The sequence below is a fragment of the Flavobacterium hibisci genome (genome assembly GCF_020026925.1).
GTDB lineage: Bacteria > Bacteroidota > Bacteroidia > Flavobacteriales > Flavobacteriaceae > Flavobacterium > Flavobacterium hibisci.
Genome location: NZ_JAIQDW010000022.1, coordinates 41,948 through 65,043 on the forward strand (window position 1 = coordinate 41,948; position 23,096 = coordinate 65,043).

Consider the following 23,096-nt stretch of genomic DNA (forward strand, 5'->3'; position numbering starts at 1 on the left):
ATCAATTATAGCAAACAAAATTACAAAATGCCTGTTCAAAAAATAAAAAGAGGATATCGCAAAACACGTTATATTCTTTACAAAGAAACTCTAGTTGATTATAAAGAACATTTTTGGTCTTTTTTAGGATCATTTGTCGGTATTGGAATTCTGGCTTACATTCAATCGATGCATTTTTCAGGTAATGACGCGGTATATCTAATTGGTTCTTTTGGAGCTTCTAGCGTACTTGTATACGGAATTATTCAGAGTCCATTTTCTCAACCAAGGAATTTAGTTGGAGGACATTTAGTTTCAGCATTCATTGGTGTTACCGTTCATAAATTAGCACCGGATATTATCTGGATTGCAGCACCTTTGGCAGTTTCACTCGCTATAATTTTAATGCAGATTACTAAAACTTTGCATCCGCCAGGAGGAGCGACTGCATTAATTGCGATCATTGGTTCGGATAAAATAAAAAGTTTGGGTTATATGTACGTCTTTTCTCCGGTATTAATTGGCGTTTTAATTTTGCTCATTACAGCGCTAATATTCAATAACATGACTTCAAGCAGGGTTTATCCAAGCCATAGCACTTATCATAAACATTATCACAAAATCAGAAAACGACTGGCGAAAAAACAATAAACAGATTTGTTTTAGTGAATTTAATTTTCCCTAAAATGTTTTCAACAAATCGTAATTACTAATTCATAAATCATAATTTATATTTTACCTTTGGCTTTTCAAAAATACAAAGATTATGGTTTATAAATTTAGAGTAATCCTGGACGCCGAAGAAGATATTTTTAGAGACATTGCAATTCTTGAAGATGATACCCTTGAGGATTTACACAATGCAATTTTCAACGCTTTTGGCTTTGACGGTTCTGAAGTGGCTTCATTTTATACTTGTGATGACACATGGAATCAGGAAGATGAAATTCCGCTTTTTGACACAGGAGATATTCCCGGCGAAATCAGAACCATGAACGATTATCCGTTATCTAGTATTTTAGACAAACAAAATACGAAGATTATATACGTTTATGATTTCATCAGCATGTGGACTTTCTTAGTTGAACTGGCTGCTATCGAAGATGAACAAGTTGGAGTTACTTATCCCGAAACTTTATTTTCACACGGTGAAATGCCTGATGAAGCTACAGAAAAAAACTTCGAATCTGATGATATGCACAATGATATCTACGGTGAATTTGAAGATGATCTAGATGAAGACGATCTTGACATGTTCGAAGGAGACGACAGCTTTGAGGATTTCGGTTTTGAGGAGAATTGGAATTAGTTTTTTTTAAGGTTCTAAGGCTCTGAGCTGCTAAGTTTCTGAGGTTTTTTTATTTTAGGAATTTTCTTATTTTTACTAAAATTTAAATTCAATAAAAATGAGTGATTTCAGAAAACTTTTGATCTGGCAGAAATCAATGTCCTTGGTTACCAAAATTTATTATTCAACAAATAATTTTCCAAAAGAAGAAATCTTTGGATTAACTTCACAAATTAGACGTAGTTCGATTTCTATTCCAAGTAATATTGCAGAAGGATCTGGCAAAGAAAGTGACAAAGATCTTTTACGATTTTTAAATATTTCAGTTGGTTCTTTATTTGAAATGCAAACACAATTAGAAATCGCAAAAAATATCTCGTATCTAAAAGAAGACGATTTTAATAACTTATACGAGGATAGCCGTGAAGTAGAAAGAATGTTAGTTTCAATTATAAAAAAAATAAAATACAGAAACTAAACCTTACTAACTTAACAACTTAGAACCTCAGCACCTAGAAATATGATAAACCTTTTCAATACCCACATCGAAACTCTGGCGATACATCGCGTAGGAAATAAAAGCCGAAATGAAGCGATTTTTTTATCGGAACAGCCATTTAATTTAAATGATGAAATTGTACCATTAATTAAAGAGTATTTTTTTAAGCCTTTTAGAGAAAAAGAAGAAAATTATTATCAGTTTGCACACGAAGTAGATCTGGACTACAACGACATGTTTAAATTTGCAACTGAAATTTTTGCAAATCCATCAAGTGTTCAGGAAGTTTCAAAAAAAATCACGAAGCATTTATATGAACAGTCCAATCATCCGCATATTAAAAACGGAGAGGTTTACGTAACGTATTTGACTAATTTAAGCATTGATAACAATGTAGTTGACGCGATTGGAATTTTTAAAAGCGAATTACAATCTGATTTTTTACAATTTGAAGAAAAAGACAGTAATCTTGAAATGATTTTACAGCAGGGAATCAACCTGAGTAAGTTAGATAAAGGATGCCTTATTTTTAATTACAAAAAAGAAGAAGGATACAAAATCTTAACCGTAGACAGCAACCGTTATGATGCCCGTTACTGGCTTGAGCACTTTTTATCTGTGGATGCTTTTGAAGATGAAAACTTTATCACCAAAAAATATTTAAAATTCTGTCAAAACTTTGCGAAAGATGTTGTTTTACCAGCAGAAGACAAAAAAGAAGAAGTAATGTTTATGAACCGATCTGTGAATTATTTCGCTAAAAATGATCAGTTTGAAGAACAGAATTTCCTAAATGAAGTATTAGACAATCCTGATTTAATCCCCGAATTTAAAAACTATAAAGTCGATAAAGGAGAAAAATACAGCATCGAAGATGTTACCTCATTCCCTATTGCTAACGCAGCAGTTTCTGACGCCAGAAAATCGATTAAAAACGTGATTAATCTGGATACTCATATTCAGATTAAAATGGACTTTATTAATCCTGAAAGCGCAGAAAAATTTGTCGAAAAAGGCTGGGATGAAGAAAAACAAATGTATTACTACTTAGTATATTTCAACAAAGAAGAAAAAAACTAAGGAGGATTCATTTTCTATTACTTACTTAAACAAAAACGGCAATTAAATCTAATTGCCGTTTTTTTTATTATAGTTCAATTTTATTTTTCAGGTATTCAAGCATTTGCAAGGTTATAGGCTTAGAAAGAAAATCAATTATAATAGGATATTTTTTTGCTTTTGCTAAATCTTCAGGATTAATTGTAGAAGATAAAACGATAACATTAATAGAATTAAACTCCTCATAATCAGACGTTGTAAAATGATCTAAAAACTCCCAGCCTCCCATAACAGGCATATTCAAATCCAGAAAGATCAATTGTGGCTTTTTTACCGGCTGATCTTTACTATATTTTAGAGTATTGAAATACGACAAAGCTTCCTCACCATTTTGAGCTGTGATGATTAAATCAGAAAAACCTGCTTTTGCAATTACTTTTTTAGACAGCATTAATGTAATAGGATCATCATCAATACATAAAATTTCTTCCAGCATAAATTAATTTTTAAATGTTATGATAAATGAGGTTCCTTTATTGACCTCACTTTCAACAGTAATTGTCCCCCCCATAGTTTCAACCTGCGATTTAACAAGATACAAACCCAGACCTTTGCTATCGGGATAATTATGAAATCTTTGGTATAATCCGAAAACTTTATCACCGTTTCTTTCTAGATCAATACCGATTCCATTATCAGTAAAAGTCAAAAAAACTGTCTGACCAACTTGTTCAGCGGTTATTGAAATTTTTAACTTTCTATTCTCAGATTTGTATTTAATCGAATTCGTTAACAAATTTAATAATATACTTTCAATATAAGCCTTATTAGTATTAAGTAACGGAACTTTATCCAGCTTAAGTTTTATTATAGGCTTATGTGTCTCTATTTGAAAAGACAACTGACCAAATACATTTTCAAAAACCTCGGCCAGAGAAACCATTTCTTTCTGCATCGAAGGATTATCTTTTATAATGATAACCTTTACCAGATCATTAATTGTTTCATTTAAAAGATACGTTGACTTATAAAAACCATTAAGAATTTCCTGTAACTCAGGGTTATCTATAGGTATATACTCAATCAGATTCAACAACCCCATTAAATTAGACAGTGGAGCCCTAAGGTTATGCGAAGTTATATACGAAAACTGCTTTAAGTCTTTATTATTCTGAGTCAATTCACGAATCAAATGTTCTTTTTCTGTTTCAAGTTTTCTTTCTTCTGTAATATCCTGCTGAATCGATATCCAATGTGACAAAACACCTTCTGAATTAAAAATTGGAATCATAGAAAAACGAACCCAATACTCCTTTTTATCTTTGCTGTAACTTATGGTTTCAATTAGACATTCCTTTTCTTCCTTGATAGCTTTTAATACTTTTTTTAATGCTTCAGAATCTGAATTTGGCCCTTTAAAAACATTTGGCGACTGCCCCAGGATTTCATCGGATTCGTAGCCAGACATTTTAGAAAAAGCAGGATTTACGTAAACAATTCTCGGAATTTTACCGTCAGTAGAATTTGCTTCTGTAATCAAAATAGAATCTTTAGACTGAATAATTACGGTTTCTAAAAGTTTAAGCCGCTGCTCCTCTTCTTTTTGTTTTGTGATATCCTGAATAGCCCCAATCATCCTGATAGCCTTGCCGTTTTCATCCTTTAAGAGAAACCCTCTGTCTAAAACATATTTATAGTTTCCGTCTGCACACCTGAAGCGATATTGATCCTGCCATTTTTCAGTTTTCTGTTCAATAAAAGAATATAATTTAACAGACATCCTGATACTGTCTTCCGGATGAATTTTATCGAACCACCATTTCGATGTCACACCTACATCTTCGTGTTTATATCCAAAAACAGTTTCTATTCCTTTATTCCATGTAATGTAATCTTCCTGAATTCTCCAGTCCCATATCGTATCACTGGTAGCTTTTGCAACTATATCATACTTCTCATTAGACTCTTTAATCTCTTCATTAGTAAGCTGCATTTTTTTTAAAATGGAAATATTCTTATTTTCATTTTTAGATAAAATATAATTAAAAACCACTCCGGTAAAAAATATATAAATAATGTCTTTTATAAAACTAAGATAAAAGAATTCAGTTTTTAAAGCGTAGCAAACCAGTAATTTATGACACAAGACAGCCATAAATAACGAAATGATAATATATATCAGCGTAATTTGTTTAGGTTTACTTTTCATTACTCAAATATAGGCAAATAAACCAGACTGAACCAAACAGAATTGTGTTTAAATCTATTGAATTATTACTATTTCGTTAAACTAATTCGCTGGCATTACGTAAACTATCTTCAAAACGTTTTTTTTATCAAAATAAAGTGTACCTTTGCGCCCATTAAAAATCACAGATGGAATCTATTAGAAACATTGCAATTATTGCCCACGTCGATCACGGTAAAACCACTTTGGTTGATAAAATTATGTATCACTGTCAGTTATTTCGTGAAAACGAAAACACAGGTGATTTAATTCTTGATAATAACGATTTAGAGCGTGAGAGAGGTATTACTATTACTTCTAAAAACGTTTCTGTTCAATATAAAGGGACAAAAATCAATATTATTGACACTCCAGGCCACGCCGATTTTGGAGGTGAAGTAGAGCGTGTATTGAACATGGCCGATGGTGTATGTTTACTTGTGGATGCTTTTGAAGGTCCGATGCCACAAACCCGTTTTGTATTACAAAAAGCTATTGACTTAGGTCTTAAGCCATGTGTAGTTATCAATAAAGTTGATAAAGAAAACTGTACTCCGGAAGAAGTGCATGAAAAAGTTTTCGACTTAATGTTCGAATTAGGTGCTACTGAAGAGCAATTGGATTTTCCAACTGTTTACGGTTCTGCTAAGAACAACTGGATGTCTGATGACTGGAAAGTTCAAACACAAAACATTGAGCCATTATTAGATATGGTTATTGCAAATGTCCCTGCTCCAAAAGTTTCTGAAGGTACTCCACAAATGCTCATCACATCTTTAGATTTCTCTTCTTTTACAGGCCGTATCGCTATCGGACGTCTTGAAAGAGGAACTTTGAAAGAAGGAATGCCAATTTCTTTGGTAAAAAGAGATGGAAAAATCATCAAATCCAGAATTAAGGAATTACACACTTTTGAAGGTTTAGGCCGTAGAAAAGTAGAAGAAGTTGTTGCTGGTGATATTTGTGCTGTTGTAGGTATTGAAGGTTTTGAAATTGGAGATACTATCGCTGACTTCGAAAATCCTGAGGCTTTACAAACTATTGCTATCGATGAGCCAACAATGTCTATGTTGTTTACCATTAACGACTCTCCTTTCTTTGGTAAAGAAGGTAAATTTGTTACTTCCAGACATATTCGTGAAAGATTAACAAAAGAGCTTGAGAAAAACTTAGCGATGAAAGTTGGAGAAACTGATTCTGCTGATAAATTCATGGTTTTTGGTCGCGGTGTACTACACTTATCAGTCCTTATTGAAACAATGAGAAGAGAAGGCTACGAACTTCAAATTGGTCAGCCACAGGTTATCATCAAAGAAATTGATGGTGTGAAATGTGAGCCAATTGAGGAATTAACAATCGACTTACCAGAAAACCTTTCAGGTAGAGCGGTTGAATTCGTAACGATCCGTAAAGGAGAAATGCTTTCTATGGAAGGCAAAGGTGAGCGTATGATTGTTAAATTCAATATTCCATCCCGTGGAATTATTGGTTTAAGAAATCAATTACTTACCGCTACGGCTGGTGAAGCTATTATGGCACACCGTTTCATCGGATACGAACCATACAAAGGAGAAATCCCAGGACGTAACAACGGTTCATTAATCTCTATGGAAAACGGAAAAGCAATTCCTTACTCTATCGATAAATTACAGGATCGTGGTAAATTCTTCGTTGATCCAAACGAGGATATTTATGAAGGTCAGGTTATTGGAGAAAACACTCGTAGCGACGATATGACGGTTAACGTTACTAAAACGAAAAAACTTTCAAACGTACGTTCTTCTGGAGCTGATGATAAAGCCAGAATTATTCCTGCTATCAAATTCTCTTTAGAAGAAGCTTTAGAATATATTCAAAAAGACGAGTACGTTGAAGTTACTCCAAAATCTCTTCGTTTAAGAAAGATTTACTTAAGTGAAACTGACAGAAAAAGATATAAAATCTAATTATATTAAATTTCAACATTAAATCCCAAACTCCAGACAATAATGAGTTTGGGATTTTTTTAACTGTTTTTGAATCGGAGTTTCAAAAAATTATCTTTTTAGACTAAAGTGACCTTTTGTTTCACGCCCATCTTCAAATTTTGCCGAATACCAATAATCGTCAGCAGGCATGGGTATTCCGTTAAATGTACCATCCCATCCCGAGCCTAAAGGAGAAATTTGGTTAATCAGTTTTCCATATCTGTCAAAAATATAAATGATTGATTTGGAATAAAAATCCTTGCTTACGCCTTTTATATTCCAGGTATCGTTATGACCATCTCCATTTGGAGTAAAAAACTTTGGAGCTCCGAGAACAGCAATTACTTTTTCAGTTATTCCGCACCCATTCATATCTTTAATATAAACAGTATGAAAACCAATATCAACATTTTGGAACACATTTGAATCCTGATAAGGACCATTTGAATCCGAAATACTGTATACATAATGTCCAGGTCCATTTACATCTATCACAACTGAATTGTTCTCGCTTAAATCTTTAATTTTAATTTCGTTAATACCGGCAATATCCGATGCTGTGACTTTTATAGTTCGGGTTCTCGAACAATTATTTGTATTTTTTACTTCAACGCTATATTCTCCTTGCTTATCCACTTCAATTGAATAATTTATAGCTCCGGAGATGGTATTTCCATTCAAAAACCATTGATAGGTATACTCATTTATTGGCGTACCGTCATTAATTCCCGCTTCAAGTCTGACCATAAATTCAGGTAAATTAGTACAGACAATTTCATTTTCCAGACCGTCAATGTTTAAATCTATATTTGGGAATGGATTTACTACTAACTCAAAAGTTACATATCCAAAACACTCATTTGACAAAGAATTTTCAACCCTTGCCCATATTTTCTGTTTATTTGGATATCCAATATTTCGATAATTTGCGATATTTTCAATTGCCAATGAATTACTGAAAGCATCTGTTTCCGCCAGGAAATCTGCCTCATTTTTATAATAACTTATCGTATAATTTGATCCGGAAGCAGGAAGCGTATTTTTAATTTGCTGTGTTACATTACTAAAATCAAAAGCTGAAATACCATCTGTGTCTACACTGACTCCATCTATAAAATCATCACAAACCTGATAACCAGCAATTTGAAAACTATTCGGTATTTGAGTCACTGAAACAAACAGATTTAATTGTGACACACTAAAACAACCATTTGCATTTTCAGTACGAACATAAATAACTCTGTCAGAAGTTTTATAAGCTAAAGGATTTGCAATTAATGATATGTTGTCTTTTGATACTGCTGCTGCAAAAGTGGTGTAATAAGTGAATTTTTCCAGTGCGGAATTGACTGAAATATCGTTATTTTTCTGTATTAGATTAAATGTTGAAATACCATCCGTATCGTCATCACACTGTACAAGAGTTATTGGAGAATTAACCGTTGGCAAAGCTAATAATGTCAAAGTTGCAGCATCCGAATATAATCCGCATGAATTGCCTGTACGGCTCAAAAACACCCTGTATTGATAGGCATTCATTGATTTCAAAACATTAGAAACTGTTAAGTAAGAAGAATTTACCCCTGAGTATGTTGCCGTATTTACCAAATCATTCCAGGTTGTACCGCCATCAGTAGAAATCTGCCATTGATAACCGGAAATTGAAGCAGCAACAATTGTAAAAACAGTGTTTTGTAATTCGCAAACCGATTTGTTTTCTGGTTGCTTATCGATAATAATAGGCGCAGGAATCGTATAATTCAAATTTGGACTACTATAACCAGTCCCACTAGTAACGATTCCATTTTTATTTACTGCCGGAGGAGCAGCCGATCCCAAAAAATGATCGTTATTCCCATCCATAAATCCAGCTTCTGTAACGTCAGGGCAAAGGTCGTTATCGCTATCTGTTTCGATATAATTATAAACGTTGTCTAAATCAGTATCTGTTATACTGTAATTTATTTTTCCGCTTTCGGGAGTAGTTTCCACAGCATTAGCCAGTCCGTTTGAACCAAAATTATTCCCGTCTATTACACCATCCCTATTTACATCTGCAGCGTTACTTCCGGATTCAATCAAGTCATAAATTCCGTCATTGTCGCTATCCAGATCTAAATAATCAGGAATAGCATCATTATCAAAATCCGAAGGTATCAATCCGTTTCCAAAACTGTCATCAATCCCGTCATGATTGGTATCAATATTAGAAACTACTTTTAAATTTACACCTAGTGCTTCAACAGCATCAGGAATACCATCATTATCGCTGTCCAGATCTAACTGATCCGGAATTCCGTCATTATCCGAATCTTTAGAAACACAAACCAAATAGAATTTTAAAGATGTTCTATTTAATAATATATCAGAAAGGTTTTGATGTTTAAAACTAATTATTTTAGACTCATTTGTTAAAAATTTAAAAGTTCCTGTGCCAGCTGCTAATGGGGCAGCACCATTCAACCTAAAACGAATTTCAAAAGATGAAAATTCAGTTACACCACTTTCATAAAAACCATCATAATTAGTGTCGATCAATAATTGGTTGTTTGGATTTAATACCGTTACTGTTTTATTTATTTCTGAACTCACCACATATTCCGCTGTAGAATTCAGTAAATCAGCAGCATTTCCTACTGAAATATATTCCAGTCCTATTGACGCAGGCTGAGCGAAAGTCATCGTATATTTTACCCAATTTGTTTTTCCGGCTGGTACTTCACTAACGAAACTTCCATCAGGACTTCCTAAAAAGGACATAAAACCAGATGTTGCTGAAGTAGTTATTGTCCCAGCAAATGAATTTGTATAAGTACCGCCAATGGAAATAGTATTTAAAGTTAATTTAGAAAGATCTATATTCTGATTTCCAAACGATTCAGTACAATTCGCTATTCCATCCCCGTCATTATCAAGATCTATATTATCATTGACTTTGTCATCATCCCTATCTGCAGGACAATCACTTACAGGAATTTCATCCGAAAAAAATTCAGTCCCACAAGCTGATAAGGTCGCTCTTACTTTGTAATATCCCGGCTGCGTTGGTAAATAACTGTTTGAAGTAGCTCCTGGAATTTCTGTATCATTAAAATACCACTGAAACACGTCAAACCCAGCTACAGAACTCACATTAAGCCTCACATTCGGGATACAGCCTGATTGGGCTATACTCAATTGCTGAAAATTGATTTCGGGTTTAAAAGTAAATCCAGAGTAATAACCTCCAAATGTTGCTGCATCATCACTTCCATATGCCGCTAAATATAACTGTGAAGTCGAAAAAACAGATACATCTCCGATTAGTCCGGTTATAACATAACATTCATATTCAGCATTTCCTGTTACAGCAGTGGGTCCTGAAACATTTACTTTTCTACGTAATGCTGCTAAAGTATAAGGTATTTTATTCTCTATAAAATTTAAATCTGATCCTGCTTTAGTGATAAGTGTGACCCTGCCTTTAAAAATGCGATTACCAACCGACTCAATTGCCGGAATATTATCGATCGATTTTGGACTCTGACAGCTTAAAGGCGGGACAAAAAACATTTCCTGATTAGCCTCATCCCCTCTTAAATCATCACCTATGCTCTGATAAGCGAAGATGTTTTTGCTGGAGCGCACATACAAATTACCCTGAGCATTATAGTCTGACCCTAAAAGCGAAATGTATTCTCCGGCATCGATAGAATAAGCCGAAGTTGCAGAACCATTCAAAAATATTTCAGTATTATCTTCATGAGCTATTAATATTACCTTCTCTACGTCTGGCGAACCTGTACTTTTAATAAATATATACTCGGTACCAGTTCTTTCTGCCGACACAATCTGGTCAATCCCAAGATCTACATTATTTCTAATCAAACCATTTGACCCTGCAAAAGAACCACAATTTACAGCTATAAGCTTGTTTGATGTAATTAATACACCAATAAGTGCATCATTATTAGCAGGCAGGGGACCTTTTACTGCAATAGTATAACTTTCACCACTATTGAGAGTAATACTCGAAAGCGAGTTTCCGGTAAGGGTATTATTAATCAGGATAGCACCTGTTTTAATGTCTTTAAAATTGATTGTAGTATTGTTTTCAGTAGCTAAAACAGATGCGAATGTCAAATGTCTATCTGAATAGCCTTCATTTAATTTATTGGTAAGACCGCTAATTCTGAACTGCGTTCCCAGGGCTGCCAGCCCTTTTGAAACTATTTCACTTGCCTGATTTCCAGTTCTGTCAGTAATACGTAATGTGGCATACACAACATCTCCGGCTTCGATAGTATAACCCCGATTCGACTGAATATTGCTTACATCAAACTCTTCAAGAACGAATTGTTTTGAATTATGCGCATTAATATCAAAAATATAAGGTACATCTCTCGAAACTATTCCTTTAAAAGATGCTCCTCCTATTTCGTTTATTATAAAATTAACCGGGGTTGAACTTGGAGTAGAAATATAAATATATTGCTGACCTACCGGCACACCTGCTGAAGCCACTACAGGCGGAATATAATGCGTTTTACTAAATTGCGAAAAACCCAGAAAAGGTACAAATAGTAAAAAAAGATATAAAAGTATATTTTTTAGCATATTTTAAAAGTAATGATTTTTGCATTATTTTTAAAATCAAAGCATTTTTTTACCGCTTTTCATAAAACTATTTATCAGAATATATTCAAATAATCTGAAAAAAACTACATTATCCGGAATACTACAAATCTCTTTTTTTCAGTATTTTATATGAAAAGTAAACGAACAAAAACGTCCAGGCTAAAACAATCAGAACTGAAAAATAATCAACACTATAATCCTTCACATTATCAACTCCCATTTGATTGCCAATAGTTTTAATTACTGACAATCTTGTAAATGGTTCAATAATTAAATTTGACATGGCTTCTAATGGAAAAAACTTCATAATAGTATATCCAATAGAGCTGTCAGGGAATATTTTAAATACTAAAACACCTTTCAAAATTCCTTCCAATATGCTCCAAACCAAAAGAAATCCCAATGCAAAAGCAGATCGTTTTACTAAAATTCCTAAGAACAAACAGAAAGAAAAGAAGCCCGTCAACTTTATAAAAAAAGCCAGAAGATAATCTAAATCAGTACAAATAATTCCAAATTCAGTATAAGATGAAAAACAAAGTCCTAAAATAAGACTCATTACGAAAACGAATATCGTCGAGCAAAATGCGAAAACAACAACTGTAAAGAATTTAGACAACACAAATTCTTTTTTGCTTAGCCCATCAATCAAATTCTGTTTTAAAGTCCCGTAACTATATTCATTCGCCATCATAGAAACAATAACAATAGCCAGAAAAAATTTCAGCCATGCGGCTACATACGTATTAAAATGCCAAATAAAAGGAAAATTAAAAATTCCCATTTCTGCTAAGTGGAATCTAAAAATTCCCAAATCAAATTTTATTGACGCAATTAAAGCTATAAATGAAAGTAAAATGAAATACGTTAGGGTCAATACTTTACTGGCTTTGTTTTTCCAGATCTTTTGGAACTCTATTGAAATAAGTCTGTTCATGGTTTAGTTATTTTGAGCGTTGGCATTTTTGGTTAATTCTAAAAACTGTGCTTCTAAACTGTTTTTCCGCTTCACTAAATGGCTTAGGGCAATATCTTTTGAGAATAAAAATTTATTTAGTTCAGAAGCTGACAATTCAGATTTTAAATAAACCGAAATTTTCCCTTCTTCTTCGGCAATTCTGTCAACTGCAGGATGTTCATTCAAAACCGATTTTAAAGTTTCATTATCCTCAGACTGAACTTCAAAGAAACCTTCATTGGCAGACATTCCGTCAACAGAGCCTGAATACAGCATCTCTCCTTTTCGCAAAACCACAACATGCGAACACACTTTTTCAACTTCATCCAATAAATGTGAAGCCAGTAGAATAGTCGTTCCCTGCGACGCAATTTTTTTAATAATATCACGAATCTGATGAATCCCCTGTGGATCTAATCCGTTTGTAGGTTCATCCAAAATTAAAATTTCAGGATCATTTAAAAGTGCCGAAGCAATAGCCAGACGCTGCTTCATTCCTAAAGAAAAAGTACTGAATTTACTGTTTTTCCTTTCTGTCAGACCAACAAGATCAAGCTTTTCATTTATTTTAGAATAATCAATGCTTTTTATTTTGCAGACTAATTTCAGGTTTTCTTCAGCGGTCATATAAGGATAAAAATTAGGGCGCTCTATTATTGCGCCTACTTTTTTTAAAGCTTCATGGGTTTGCATTTTTCCACCAAACCAGCTATAATTCCCAGATGTCCGGTTTACAACATTCAGAACAATTCCTAAAGTAGTTGATTTTCCGCTTCCGTTTGGTCCTAAAATACCGTAAACGCGTCCTTTTTGTATTTCAAAAGATATATTTTTCAAGGCCTGAATTCGCCCATATCTTTTATGAAGATTTTCAATTGTGAGTATGGTTTCCAAATTTATTTCGGTTTTAGTTTTTTAGTAAGACGTTTCAACTTAGATATTGTTACTCTAAATATAAATTAATGTAAATTTGCATTAAAGATATTGAAAATGAGCGAGCCTTTAATGCTGTTAAAAAAACCTACCTACCCTCTGACGCAGCCTCTTTTAAGTTACTTAGAACGATACGAAAGAATCTCTAAAGTTTCTGTGTTTTATGACGACTTATTGCGCTTTTCAGGTTCTATAAATGTATATGATAAGAATGATGCTGACACTTTATGGATCAGAGTCTATTATAATGAATTTGAAAGAAATGAAATTGATCTGAACCTGAAGAAAATATATTCTCTTTTACATTCTGACGGAAATAGCGAAATTATCCAGTTTCTTAATATTGATGCCATTGATTACTGCACATTTGGCAATTCAAAACCTTTCCGGATTAAGGTTCGAAATATTCTTAATGACAATTACGTTCATTTTTATATTAAAAAAGCGGATGCTTCCAGAATTTATGGACTGGAATTAGAAGATATTTTATCTCCTGACAAAATCAACTTTCTGGTTTATAATGATACGCTGATTGAAGAACATATTATCGGCATTCCGGGTGATGTTTTCATGGGCTCTTTATTGGATTCCTGTACAGAAACCGAAAAATCACAAATCGCAAAAGAGTTTGTAAAATTCAATGAACGCTGTATGATTAGGCTTTTAGGCGATATGCGGGCTTATAATTATGTAATCGTACCAATTCATGATTTTGATCAGGTAGTGTATAAAATTCGTCCGATTGATTTTGACCAGCAATGTTACGAAGGCAATTTTAAAGTGTATCGTCCTCAGTTTTTCAAAGAAAATTATCCGATGATAAAACTGATTAAGGAAAAGCTCGAAGAACGCTCTATTATTCAATACAAAGATGAAGAACGTGCTATTTTAGCAAAGCGAATCCATTCTGCCGAAAACAGAATTAAAAAGCTTTTAAACATCATGTGTCACGATACCATTTCAACGGAAGAACATTTGAATCAGCTAAAAATGGAATTGTACCGTTATACTAATGATATGAAATTTAAAAATGCAAAATCGATGGGGCATATCATGCATGCCGCTTTTGAATTTATCACTCGTAATTTTAAAAACACCAACCTGATTTAAAAAATTATCTTATGAAAAAGTCCTTCTTAATTGTAACTTCTCTCGTTTTACTCGCTTGCCAACAGCAATCAAATAGTGATTTAAAAACGCTTTATTCGCTTCCTAAAAAGCTTAAAGAAGTTTCAGGAATCACTTATTTCCCTGAGACTGATTTGATTTATACACTTGAAGACAGCGGCAATAAAAACGAAATTTACGCTATAAATTCAGAAGGAAAATTAGAAAAGACTATCGCCATTACAAACGCTCAAAACGTAGATTGGGAAGATATTACAAAAGATACAGCAGGAAATATTTACATAGGCGACTTTGGTAATAACGATAATAAACGTCAGGATTTGTGTATTTATAAAATTGCCAAAAGTGAATTAAATAAAGAAAATGCCGTTGCTGAATATAAAGTTTCTTTTTCCTATCCTGAGCAGACACAATTTCCGCCTAAGAAAAAAGAATTATTCTATGATGTTGAAGGTTTTTTTGAATACCGGAACTATTTTTATCTTTTTACCAAAAACCGTAGCAAAGGTTTTGACGGAACTGCATTTATTTACAAAATAGTAAATGCTCCGGGAACTCAAAAAGCGGTTAAAATTGGCGAATTTAAAACCTGCAATAATTACAATCATTGTGTGCTAACAAGTGCAACAATTAGTCCGGATGGAAAAAAAATTGCATTGTTAAGTCACGATAAAATTGTACTATTCAAAGATTTCAGTGGGGATTCTTTTCACAAAGGAACTCAAAACGAAATTGCTTTAAATCATTTTTCACAAAAAGAAGCAGTTGTTTTTAAAGACAATACTACTTTATTAATTGCTGATGAAAAAACCAATAAAATCGGCGGCAATGTTTATGAATTGAAATTAAAATAACTAAAAACTATAAGCGGCTCCTACAACAACCCTTCCTCTTTCGTCCGGTGATTGAAAATAGGAAACTCTCGCTGTAATTAGATTTATTCCGTTAATCCAGATTCCGCCGCCAAAATCGTTGTGCCATTTTTTTGAATCTTCACCATCAAGCCAAATACGTCCATAATCAAATCCTGCTAAAATTCCATAGGTCAAAGGAGCAATTGTTTTTCGAATTTTGCCAAGACTTAGACGTAAATCCGTGCTTTGTGAATAAGACGTATTTCCTAAAAATCGTTCTGTTCTGTAACCGCGTAAATCTTTGTCTCCGCCTAAAGTCACACCCTGATAAAATTCGTAGTTATTATTTAAAATCGCTTTTGTCTTAAACAAAGTTGCAAAAACTAATTTCCCATGCGAATCAATTTTATGCACAAAGCTTAAACTACTTTCGACAGTAGGGAAATTTTGTTTAGAATTATCCAGATTTGTCAGCCAGCTGCCTGAAATCATAAAACCCATTCCTAACGAAGGTTTTGAAGCAAAATCAGCATTTTTAAAACTATATTTTATGGTTGCACCTGCAAATTGCTGGCCTTCGAAAACATCAGGATTTACAACACCAGGCACATCAATAAAACGTCCTTCTGTATCGTCAACTTTCATTTTTTCAAAAACAGGCTGAAAACTCAATTCACTTCCATAACGGCCAACGTGTCTTACAGCAGGTGCCACTCTTAATTTCTGGATACGAACACGATTGAAATCCATTCCTAAATCCTTATCGTCATTTACTGTTTCATTTCCATATCCAAAATAATTGATTGCAAAATTTGGCGTAGTATATTTTGCTTCAACGTCAATAATCCAATTTCCTAATAATCCAGGGAAATGAGAGGTATAATCCAACTCAAAACCGCCTGTAGCAAAATAATAGAAACTATTTAAAACATGTCTTTGTGTATACGGATTTTGTTTAAAATTATTAACTGTATAATTAAGATTGATTCCTATTTTCACACCATCGTCAGGATTAAAGCCGGCGGTTGGTAAACCTGCAACAACATTATACTTCGGTTTTTCAAAATTATACAAATTTACATCGTAATCATCTGTAAGTACTTTTTGTGCTTTTTTATCAAGGTTGTAAGTATTGTTTTTTGATTTAAAATCATAAATCCTAACTCTTTTCCCGTTATCAACAGCATATAAATCATTGTTTTGTCCTCCGATTAAACGAATTAAAATTCTTGAGTTATATTTTCCTTTTACTTCATAAACATCATCATCATCTAAACCGTAAATCCAAAGATTTTTAGTCAATTTATCATTATAAACTTTGGTATAAAGCAGTTCTTCACCCTCTTTTTTAAGACGATATACTTTTAGTTCGACGTTATTTTTAGAAATATGATTTAGAACAAACTTATCTTTTTTGTCTGTTCCTGCTATCATTACTGTTCGTGAAAGGACATCAGAATAGACTGCAGCATATTTTTGAAGCTCTTTTTTTCTGCTTTTCAGTTTTCGTTTTATATCTTCAATAGTTTCATCCTGTACTTCTTTTGGCAGGTTTTTAAAAGCATTATCAATATCAGCATCCGAAAGATGTTCCTGAATATACTTTGCCTGTGCAATCCAGTCGCTTTTATCGGCTACTCTCACAAAAGCCAAATCTAACGGATAAGGTTCCCTATTAAGCCATTTTACATTATCAATTTTATCTTTAAAGGTTCGCATGTGTCGCAATGCAGGAATATTCATTAATAAAGAAAGCAAGGTGCCATCATATTTTGTAAAAGCCTGGTCACGATCACGCGGAATAGGTCTATATACAATTTTATCTCCTTCCTTATATTCTCCCCATCGCCATTGATCCTGATGCCTGTCCCAATCACCAATAAGCATGTCAAACAATCGTGCTTTCATGTAATCTTTTTCATCAACACTATATTTTTCATCCTTATGAAGATTTTTCATCATATCCTCTGTACTGATAATATCATTTGGTTTTCCAAAACTTCGGGTATCTTTTTGATTATCTGCTGCCCGTTCTTCGATCATGTATAATGCATCACCAAAATTTGAATTAAACTCTTTTAAGGCATTTTGTTTCGGAATATAATACAAAACCGGATTAGAATGTGCTAATCCTAATTTATCAGCCATATTTCCAATTGAAAAAGGTGTGTAAGGATGTGCCGTAGTGTAAAAGTCAAGCAAAAAATCCTCCGCATACGTATCCTGAAAATCTGTTTCGACATACTGATCCTTAAAAGCAACAGATTGAAGAAACTGTGTGGCGCTCTTTTTTAAGGCACGCATAACGTATTCTCTTTTCTTAGAATCCACGACTCTTAATGATATTGATTGATGTCCGCCTCCTTCTCTTACCGGTTTTAAGCCTCCTTTCAGTGTATCCAGGGTTGCAGTTCGAGCTTCTATTGGAAGACTGTAATATTGACGATAATGATTTCCAAAAAGAAATTTATGCACCGCACTTTTTCTGGTCATCTCTTCAGTATAAATTGAAGAAGAAACTGTTTTAGGAAAATCATTAGAGGCTTTTTTAGCCCAGTTAAATTCTTTTGCTTTTATAATTTCACGTTCAAAAAGCATTTTTTCTTTATTATTTTCATTGCCATAGAAGTTTACTTTTGCATCCCCGCTTTTAAACAAGGTCAATACTGCATAACCATTTCCTCCATAAGAAAAATCATTTGGATTTATTGCTCTTGCTGCTTCTGATTTTGAACCTGCCCCGCTAATAATCTGATTGATATTCTCGTTATTGATGAACTGGAGGTTGTGATCATGTCCCGAAACTACAATAATATTTTTTTGCCCCTGAATAAGTGCTTTAATTCTTTTCGTAAGAATGGTGTATTGCTTATTCTGAAGATCCTGCGGACTAATTCCTGATGTTTTTCTAATCAAATTAATCATTGAACCAATAACTGGAAGCGGAATTTTATTCTCCAAAGGAAACAATTGTTTCTCTAATGAAAACTGTCCGCCATGTGTACCATTACTCATTAAAGGATGATGCATCGCCAGAACTATTGTCTTTTCCTGATTTTTATTCAGAATATTTTCAAGCTCATCAAAAAAATCTTCCCTGGTTTTAATGTCACAATTATCATTTATAGTCGGATGGTCGTTCCAGTCTTCTAAAAACCACTGGCTATCAATTGTAACTAAAGAAGTAATACTATCCATTTTCACTTCTTCAATTGGACAATTTTTTCTTGGTAAAAAAGCTTTTTTATCATTTAGATGTTTCGTTATAAAATCAGCCTGAAGCTCTAGCCCTTTTGTACCATTATACCAATCATGATTTCCCGGGATAAAAATGGTTTTCCCTTTAAAACCTTTAGTGAGTTTGAGCTGGTTGGTCAGTTTGGTTTGTGCAAGTTTTACTTCGGCCTCCTTTTTACTGTCGGGAAAACCTTTAGGATAAATATTATCTCCTAAAAATAATAAAGTAGCTCTTTTACTGGATTTCTTTAATTTATTATGCAGCAATTCCAGTGTTTGCTGCGCTTTTTTTTCATCTGCATTTCCAGCATCACCAACTAAATAAAAAGTGTGTGCAATTTTTATGGTATCTGTTGCGTTTTCGTTTTCGTTGGCGCTTACCTTTTTTCCATATTGAGCATGATGCGTTGCACACGAATAGATTAAAGACAAAAGTAAAAACGGAACAATTTGGCTTTTAATCCTTACAACAAAATGATTATCCAGAAACAATTTCATAATTTAGTGGTATAAAAATATTCTCTATGAACCTAATAGAACAGTCCGAAGATTTCGTTACTAATTTACTCAAAGATAAACTATCTGCTTTATATTCTTACCACAATTTTAACCATACATTTAGTGTGGTAAATGCAACTAAAGAACTTTGTAAAAAAGAAAATGTAAATCCTGATGACAGAGAATTACTTTTAATAGCAGCATGGTTTCACGATACCGGATATATTAGTGGATATGAAAACCATGAAAATGAAAGTATCAGGATTGCTTCTAAATTTTTAAAAGAAAAAAATCAAACAGATGAATTCATAAAAAAAGTAGGAGATTTGATTTCGGCTACAGCCAAAGAATATATTCCGAAAAATCATCTTGAAAAGATAATAAAGGACGCAGATTTCATCCATATTATTAGTCCCGAATATATTAGTACCTGCGAATTATTACGACTTGAATTAAAAAATACAGGTATTGTAGATTTTTCAAATCTGGAGTGGGCAACAGAAAACTTCAAATTTTTAATGACAAAACATCACTTTTATACAGATTATGCCCAAAAAAACTGGCAGCCTTTGAAAGAAAAAAACTTAGTCAGAATTCAGAAAAAAATAAACAAGCAGAAAATCAAAAAAGCGGCTACAATTGAAGATGAAGACAAAAAAAAGGAAAAATCAGAAAAAACAGATCGCGGTGTTGATACCTTATTTCGTGTCACTTTAGGAAACCATACTCGTTTAAGCGGGATTGCAGACAGTAAAGCCAATATTTTATTATCTGTAAATGCAATTATCATTTCAATTGCGCTCTCTTCTATTATTCCAAAATTAGACAGCCCAAAAAATGCTCACTTGGTAATCCCTACTTTCATAATGTTGATTTCCAGCGTAATCACTATTATTTTTGCTATTCTATCTACCAGACCTAAAGTAACCTCGGGTATTTTTACACGCGACGATGTTGAAGCAAAAAAAGTGAATTTGATGTTTTTTGGTAATTTTTACAAAATGCCTTTACATGAATATGACTGGGCCATGAACGAAATGATGAAAGACCGTGATTATCTATATTCTACAATGATAAAAGATTTATATTATTTAGGTCTGGTTTTGCAACGAAAATATAACCTACTCCGGATTGCTTATAACCTTTTCATGACTGGAATCATCATTACGGTAATTGCATTTGTAATCGCTTTCAAAAGCATTTAAAAAAAGCTCAACAATTCAATTAGTTGAGCTCATCCAATAAATCCTGATAGGTAATTTTCTTTGTCGCAGCGCTGGTAACATTATTAATTACTTTTACACGAATTGCCCTCAAGCCCGAAACGCCCTGAAGATCTTCCACTTCAAATTGTTCTATCGCAGGCTCCAGTATTTTTTTATGCTGCAAATATTTGATATATTTTAAATACTCAGCTTCTTCACTATTTTGAGAATATACGATTGTGATTTTTTCTTTCTCAGTAATTCTTTCTACACTGCCTTTTATGTGTGCTTTATCAATACGTTTTTTTACAACTTCGTATCTCGCGTTGTATGTTCCGTCAACATCAAAACGTTTTTCATCCATTCTAAAACGAATTGAAAGAGCAGAACTAAACACTAAAATAAGCGAAGTAACATCCAATTCATAAGGCAGGGATTCCTTAAGCTGGTGATGTTCCAGTTCCATTTCACATAAAGTCTGTAATTGCCACAAACGCAGATTATGCAGATACATAATATCAAAAGGTTTGGTTGGCGCAATTGAAGCTCCTATATATAAGTTATGCTCAACACCATCAGTTTTAAAACGTTCGTAATAATGCGGATATATTTGCTGAGCTTCTAATTGTTTTTTATCCAGCACCGAAGCCAGTTTTTTGTTGATAATAGACATCGCATTGTCAAACTTCTTTCTTTCCTGATAAAACATTCCTGTTTTTTCGTCCAGGCTTTCAAAGTATTGCTCTTCCAGTTTTTTATTGATGGCCGTATCTTTTGTATTTTTTAGAATTGGATGAATTTCTTCTTCTATATAACGTTGAATATATTGTTCAGTATCCGCTTTTAACGGCTGATCCAATTCATCACGCAACGATTCCAATTCAAACTTACGCTGCTCCAAAAGCATCAGACTGCTGTTCGGTTTCTGATTTTCGAAAATCTCTAAAATAGTATTCAATTGATTTTTTAAATCCCTTCTCACTGTATCATTCCTGTGTTCAGAAGAACCTTTTATATCAATTTGTCCATACAGCGGAAATACATTTTTAAATACAATTTCTTTGAAAATATAATCTTTGGCTGGATTTGTATTTTGAAAATAATTTTGAGATTCCTTTTTAAATTTCCAATATACGCTAGGGTGAATTGTAGTATACTCACGTTGAATAATGGCTTCAACCTGATGTTGCATATCGGTATTGTATCGATCAATTGTATCCGTGAGATAAGGCAAAACCAAATCCAGTTTTGTAGCATTTACTGTATTTAAAGCTCTTGGAACTTTTGAAACCAATTCGACAACACCCAATAAATGTCCATCCTTAATAACCGGAGCAAATACACAGCTCTGAATATTTTGCCTTAATAAATGTTCCCCAAGATGTTTGTTTTCAGATTCTTCAGTGAATTTTTGGACATTAGAAATCACAAAAGGCTCCTGGTTGTCCAGTAAATTTTCAAAAGAACAACCAAAAAAAGCGTTTTTACATTCTACTTCCTGATTTGTTGAAAGCAGGAAACTCTGCAACTGATTATCGAATTTGACAGGTCTGATAAATTTTTCTTCCTCCGGATTATAGATGATAAAACCGACTTTTAGATCTGGAATTTTAAAGATTGATTTAAAGATATTTTCGATAATATCATTTGATGCTACTGTTTTTGTATCCGGTTTTAGCAAATTACTTTTCAAATTCGAAATAGCACTTTCTGTCGTGGCATCAAATAAAGAAACAATTCCAAAACCTTTTAATATCCAGCTTCCTGGTGGAAATTTAGCTTTCCAGAGATCAATATCACTGTAGTTATCTATTAATAAATCAATATCGTCTTGTGAGAGTACTACCGAATTAGATGTTGGAGTAATCTCCACAAAATCGGCATTGTACATAATACGGTAATGTTTTTCAATTCCACTCTCATCCGGAATATCATAGAAAAAGATTTTATTAAATTCGATATTTTGTTTATAATAGCTACTCAAAATCAGGCAGCAATTACTGATATAGAATTGGTGATCATCAAAATCACGGATTTCCATATAAAATTCATCGCCTGCATTGCGCAAAATTTTCTTAAAACGCTCAGTATAATTAAAAGAGATGTTTTGAAAAGGAATTGTTACTGCCTTTATCTCATTATGAGTTAAAGCTGTTGGAAACAAATCAGCCATTATATTTTTGATTACAGCCTCATGATTTTTAATCAGACTGTAATCTTCTATTCCTGTCCTGAATTCCGGGACCGATTCTATTTGCTTTAAAATAGCTTTTGCATAATTTGAGCGATAATCTACATCAGACAAAGCGATTTCTTCAAAAGACTCAATCAATTTATGAAAGGAGATGATAGTTTTAAATGGACTATCTGTGTGCAAAACAGGTTTCATCTGAATTTTGTTTTAGAATGCAAAATTAGCAATTAAGTCAATCTGTTTTCTATTTATTGTGTTTTAATTTTCGATCGCGTTTCAATTCAAACTTATTAAAACAAAAAAAAGAGGCTGTCTCAAAAGTGAGACAGCTTTTTTTGTGGCATAAAAAAAAGGAAAGTTTTCGCTTTCCTAATTCTTGCAATTTAATTAAATTGCGGTGTGTGTATAGCTTCAAAAGTAGTCTTTAAAGATTACATTTCCCAACCAAAATGT

General features: G+C 33.2%; 15 protein-coding genes. 8 read left to right on the top strand and 7 right to left on the bottom strand.

From position 1 onward, the window contains the following. The first annotated feature begins 27 nt into the window (after positions 1-27). From K8B81_RS17995 to K8B81_RS18010, 4 genes are all read left to right on the top strand, one after another. Positions 28-630 (top strand): HPP family protein, encoded by a 603-nt coding sequence (locus tag K8B81_RS17995; RefSeq protein WP_223682940.1) that lies wholly within the window; start codon positions 28-30, stop codon positions 628-630. A gap of 115 nt (positions 631-745) precedes the next feature. After that, positions 746-1,288 carry a plasmid pRiA4b ORF-3 family protein gene (locus K8B81_RS18000; RefSeq protein WP_223682941.1) on the top strand — a complete coding sequence of 181 codons (543 nt, stop codon included), beginning with the start codon at positions 746-748 and terminating at the stop codon, positions 1,286-1,288. Between the two features lie 97 nt (positions 1,289-1,385). Beyond that, positions 1,386-1,745 (top strand): four helix bundle protein, encoded by a 360-nt coding sequence (locus tag K8B81_RS18005; RefSeq protein WP_223682942.1) that lies wholly within the window; start codon positions 1,386-1,388, stop codon positions 1,743-1,745. 42 nt (positions 1,746-1,787) lie between these two features. Beyond that, entirely contained in the window at positions 1,788-2,846 is a 1,059-nt protein-coding gene (locus K8B81_RS18010; protein WP_163394336.1) for a nucleoid-associated protein, read from the top strand. A gap of 67 nt (positions 2,847-2,913) precedes the next feature. On the opposite strand, the gene K8B81_RS18015 is transcribed toward K8B81_RS18010, so the two are convergent. After that, a complete protein-coding gene (locus K8B81_RS18015) occupies positions 2,914-3,321 on the bottom strand; it encodes a response regulator (RefSeq protein ID WP_223682943.1) in 408 nt (135 codons plus the stop codon). Positions 3,322-3,324: 3 nt separating this feature from the next. Continuing rightward, positions 3,325-5,034 (bottom strand): PAS domain-containing sensor histidine kinase, encoded by a 1,710-nt coding sequence (locus K8B81_RS18020; protein WP_223682944.1) that lies wholly within the window; start codon positions 5,032-5,034, stop codon positions 3,325-3,327. Between the two features lie 167 nt (positions 5,035-5,201). Between K8B81_RS18020 and typA the strand changes: the two genes are divergently transcribed. Beyond that, positions 5,202-6,998 (top strand): translational GTPase TypA, encoded by a 1,797-nt coding sequence (gene typA / locus K8B81_RS18025; RefSeq protein ID WP_223682945.1) that lies wholly within the window; start codon positions 5,202-5,204, stop codon positions 6,996-6,998. 90 nt (positions 6,999-7,088) lie between these two features. On the opposite strand, the gene K8B81_RS18030 is transcribed toward typA, so the two are convergent. The 3 genes from K8B81_RS18030 to K8B81_RS18040 all read right to left on the bottom strand — a co-directional run bounded on the left by K8B81_RS18030 (position 7,089) and on the right by K8B81_RS18040 (position 13,488). Then, positions 7,089-11,615 (bottom strand): T9SS type B sorting domain-containing protein, encoded by a 4,527-nt coding sequence (locus tag K8B81_RS18030; RefSeq protein ID WP_223682946.1) that lies wholly within the window; start codon positions 11,613-11,615, stop codon positions 7,089-7,091. 121 nt (positions 11,616-11,736) lie between these two features. After that, a complete protein-coding gene (locus K8B81_RS18035; protein WP_223682947.1) occupies positions 11,737-12,573 on the bottom strand; it encodes an ABC transporter permease in 837 nt (278 codons plus the stop codon). A gap of 3 nt (positions 12,574-12,576) precedes the next feature. Then, complete coding sequence (locus K8B81_RS18040) at positions 12,577-13,488, bottom strand: ABC transporter ATP-binding protein (protein WP_223682948.1); 912 nt, start codon at positions 13,486-13,488, stop codon at positions 12,577-12,579. Positions 13,489-13,584: 96 nt separating this feature from the next. Between K8B81_RS18040 and K8B81_RS18045 the strand changes: the two genes are divergently transcribed. Continuing rightward, positions 13,585-14,637: a hypothetical protein gene (locus tag K8B81_RS18045; RefSeq protein WP_223682949.1), complete on the top strand. Its 1,053-nt coding sequence runs from the start codon at positions 13,585-13,587 to the stop codon at positions 14,635-14,637. An 11-nt stretch (positions 14,638-14,648) separates the two neighbouring features. Continuing rightward, on the top strand, positions 14,649-15,509 hold the full coding sequence (locus tag K8B81_RS18050; protein ID WP_223682950.1) for an SdiA-regulated/phytase-like domain-containing protein: 861 nt from the start codon (positions 14,649-14,651) through the stop codon (positions 15,507-15,509). Here the strand turns inward: K8B81_RS18050 and K8B81_RS18055 are convergent, their stop codons facing one another. Continuing rightward, entirely contained in the window at positions 15,510-19,244 is a 3,735-nt protein-coding gene (locus tag K8B81_RS18055) for a metallophosphoesterase (RefSeq protein WP_223682951.1), read from the bottom strand. Between the two features lie 26 nt (positions 19,245-19,270). Here K8B81_RS18055 and K8B81_RS18060 point away from each other — a divergent pair, with 26 nt between their 5' ends. Beyond that, on the top strand, positions 19,271-20,449 hold the full coding sequence (locus K8B81_RS18060) for a Pycsar system effector family protein (RefSeq protein WP_223682952.1): 1,179 nt from the start codon (positions 19,271-19,273) through the stop codon (positions 20,447-20,449). Positions 20,450-20,468: 19 nt separating this feature from the next. Here K8B81_RS18060 and K8B81_RS18065 read toward each other — a convergent pair whose 3' ends face one another. Further along, positions 20,469-22,838: a GAF domain-containing protein gene (locus tag K8B81_RS18065; RefSeq protein ID WP_223682953.1), complete on the bottom strand. Its 2,370-nt coding sequence runs from the start codon at positions 22,836-22,838 to the stop codon at positions 20,469-20,471. Between the last annotated feature and the right edge of the window lie 258 nt (positions 22,839-23,096).

Coding starts and splice junctions, on each gene's coding strand:
- K8B81_RS17995 (WP_223682940.1), top strand. CDS start 28: ATGCCTGTTCAAAAAATAAAAAGAGGATATCGCAAAACACGTTATATT.
- K8B81_RS18000 (WP_223682941.1), top strand. CDS start 746: ATGGTTTATAAATTTAGAGTAATCCTGGACGCCGAAGAAGATATTTTT.
- K8B81_RS18005 (WP_223682942.1), top strand. CDS start 1,386: ATGAGTGATTTCAGAAAACTTTTGATCTGGCAGAAATCAATGTCCTTG.
- K8B81_RS18010 (WP_163394336.1), top strand. CDS start 1,788: ATGATAAACCTTTTCAATACCCACATCGAAACTCTGGCGATACATCGC.
- K8B81_RS18015 (WP_223682943.1), bottom strand. CDS start 3,321: ATGCTGGAAGAAATTTTATGTATTGATGATGATCCTATTACATTAATG.
- K8B81_RS18020 (WP_223682944.1), bottom strand. CDS start 5,034: ATGAAAAGTAAACCTAAACAAATTACGCTGATATATATTATCATTTCG.
- typA (WP_223682945.1), top strand. CDS start 5,202: ATGGAATCTATTAGAAACATTGCAATTATTGCCCACGTCGATCACGGT.
- K8B81_RS18030 (WP_223682946.1), bottom strand. CDS start 11,615: ATGCTAAAAAATATACTTTTATATCTTTTTTTACTATTTGTACCTTTT.
- K8B81_RS18035 (WP_223682947.1), bottom strand. CDS start 12,573: ATGAACAGACTTATTTCAATAGAGTTCCAAAAGATCTGGAAAAACAAA.
- K8B81_RS18045 (WP_223682949.1), top strand. CDS start 13,585: ATGAGCGAGCCTTTAATGCTGTTAAAAAAACCTACCTACCCTCTGACG.
- K8B81_RS18050 (WP_223682950.1), top strand. CDS start 14,649: ATGAAAAAGTCCTTCTTAATTGTAACTTCTCTCGTTTTACTCGCTTGC.
- K8B81_RS18055 (WP_223682951.1), bottom strand. CDS start 19,244: ATGAAATTGTTTCTGGATAATCATTTTGTTGTAAGGATTAAAAGCCAA.
- K8B81_RS18060 (WP_223682952.1), top strand. CDS start 19,271: ATGAACCTAATAGAACAGTCCGAAGATTTCGTTACTAATTTACTCAAA.
- K8B81_RS18065 (WP_223682953.1), bottom strand. CDS start 22,838: ATGAAACCTGTTTTGCACACAGATAGTCCATTTAAAACTATCATCTCC.